Raw genomic sequence first — 2,794 nt, 5'->3', positions numbered from 1 at the left:
TCTTTTTTATTTAAAATTATTAAATTGTTTTGAATTTTATGTATAAAGTAATTTGTTTTGGAAAAACTAGTACTATAAAATCAAACATACTCAATCTCCCCCATTTAGGCTTCTATTTTCCCCCATAAATAGAAGCCTTTTTTTATATAAAAATAAAGAAGGACTATTTATAATAGCCCTTCTTTATAGTATCATTGTCGAATATTAACTTATAAAATATTTTTACCTTCACATGTAAGTATTTCAAATCCCATAATTTTTGCTAATGTTGGTGCAATATCAACTAATCTTAATTCTTCTATATCTCTATTTTTTTCTATATTTATTCCTTCAATGTAGAATGATGCTCTCATATCTTTTAAGTTTTCACAATATCCATGTTGAGCCTTTTGAGCTGTATTACTATCTAAATATTCACCTAAAGTATCTTCCCTTACTTCATATCCTGGTTTAGATATTATAACGTAATCAGCATCAGGGAATCCTCTTCTAATTTCTTTAGCTTCTTCACCTGTTATTACTTCACTAATACCACTATTTTCATCTTCTAGAAGTTCCTTTAGCACTGCTTCTACTTTAGATTTTATTTCTTGATTTTCTTTATCTCTTAATCTTATTTGTCCTGTTCCTCCAGAACGTTGACACCATACATCCCAATTAATTAATTTGCCATTTGTATCAATTTCTATTAAATTATTCTTAACAAATATTATATTAGGTTTTATATCGTATTTGTTATCTATAGTTCCGTGATCTGAAACTACACATACTACCACATTATTATTAGTCATTTCATGTGCTTTTTCTATTAATTCTCCAACTAATGCATCTATTTTTTCAAGATCCTCTATAGCTTCTCTACTATATACTCCATTTATATGAGCTGTCTCATCATAAGCTGCATAATAGCATGACATAAAGAATGGTTTTTCTTCTAAGTGTTTTTTTATTTTGTTATCTAATATCCATAAAGCAGCTTTTTGTCTTATAGTATCACCCTCAATAGTTAAATCTGTTCCACCTGCAAATCTTCCTATTTCTTTTTCCATTTCTCTAACCATACCTTGTGGTCTACTTACGGCATCTATTAGTTTTCTATCAAGATGACTTCCATCTCTCCAAATTTCTGGTATATGGTAGTCTGATTTTGCTCCAACAGATACTGGAAATCCTACACTAGAAGATATATATCCATTTTCCTTTGCACATTCCCATAAATTTTTAGCATCCTCACTTACATACCAGTTCCATGCATCCATATGTTTTCCTGTTGGATCAAACACCTTGTTAGTATGCACTCCATGTGTTACAGGATAAGTTCCTGTAATTATAGAGTGATGACATGTATAAGTAAAAGTAGGAAATACACTTTTAACACCCTTTGATGCATAAGTTCCATTTTCTACAAAATATTTTTTTATATTAGGAAGATTAACTCCTATTTTTTCTGATTCAAATACAAACTCTGGTTTTAGAGCATCTATTGATATTAATAAAACGCTTGGTTTATTATTCATTTTCATTCTCCTTAACTTACTTTTTTATCTTCATTTAATTTATTAGTTACAGTTATTTCTCTTAACTTCTTATTAATTATAAGACCTATTATTCCAAATACTATTAATATAATAAACAATATTCTATACCCTAATAGTCCATTAAATTTATCTAAGATGCTTCCATATAAAGAATAGCAAAATATCAATGGCGAGTATCCAATAAAACTAGACAATGATATGGCTGCACCTGATAATTCTTCAGATATTCCAGCTTCTTGCATCGGTGCAAATAATAACGCTTTCATAGAATTGACCAAAATAGAAAATACTATGACAAAAACAAAGCCTACTATGATACTAATTTTTGATTTTGCTAATAAAATCATAATTATATTTGCAATTATTATTAATTTAAAACAAAAACAAAAATATCTAGATGTTGATTTAAACTTCTTATCCGCTAAGTATCCTCCTAAAGGACCTGCCATCATCTTAATTCCATATTGATTTACCGTCCCATAAATACCTATCACTACTACACCTATTCCGAATGTATTTTGTAAAAAAGGCATCATATAGGTTAATCCGCAATAAATAGCATATGCACAGAATATGTTTCCTGAAATTAACCATACTTCTTTTACTTTAATAACTTCTATTGGAAAGCTCATCTTTTTTTTATTCTCTTTTGCATTAACTTTTTCATCTTTATCTAATAAGATGAAAGCTAGAACTCCCATTAATATACAAGTAATTGAATAAAATAAAATTACATATTTAATTGAGCCATATATAGAAAATATAGATAGAGCTATAAATACTATTAATGTATCAAATAAACCTCTTCCAGCTTCAAAAAATCCAAATATACGCCCTTGTTCATCATCATTTCCAAGTTCGTTTACGCTTTTTACCAATACTGGCCAATAAACCATATCACTAAATAAAGCAAATAAAACCCATATAAACATAAGTCCATAATAACTTGGTAAAGTATATAAATATATACCCGTAAATCCAACACCTATAAGCGCGCAAGGTATTAATATCCTTTTAGATATTCTATCTATAAAATATATTGATAAAAGAAATCCAAATGTGCTAAATAAACCCGCCATAGACAATATATTGCCTAATTGAGTATGGCTTAAATTCAAGCTTTCTTGTATAGAAACATAAAATACATCTTGTATATAAGGTAGTTTATATACTACTCCTGTAGCCATTGTTAAAATTAAAAATATAATTTTTTTCTTAATTTTTCTTTTAGACTTCATAAATCATTTTCCTCTTCA

Annotated in this window: 2 protein-coding genes; both read right to left on the bottom strand. The window is 28.0% G+C overall.

Features of this window, described 5'->3' with window-relative positions:
* Positions 1 to 209: 209 nt before the first annotated feature.
* Entirely contained in the window at positions 210 to 1,517 is a 1,308-nt protein-coding gene (locus NSA58_RS18395; RefSeq protein ID WP_257560811.1) for an alkaline phosphatase family protein, read from the bottom strand.
* Positions 1,518 to 1,528: 11 nt separating this feature from the next.
* The gene (locus NSA58_RS18390; protein ID WP_257560810.1) at positions 1,529 to 2,776 is read right to left on the bottom strand and encodes an MFS transporter; all 1,248 of its coding nucleotides are present in this window, start codon (positions 2,774 to 2,776) and stop codon (positions 1,529 to 1,531) included.
* Positions 2,777 to 2,794: the final 18 nt, after the last annotated feature.

Origin of the sequence: Terrisporobacter muris, from assembly GCF_024621905.1 — a bacterium.
GTDB lineage: Bacteria > Bacillota > Clostridia > Peptostreptococcales > Peptostreptococcaceae > Terrisporobacter > Terrisporobacter muris.
The sequence above is the reverse complement of the archived record's forward strand: the minus strand, read 5'-3'. Positions and strand labels throughout refer to the sequence as shown.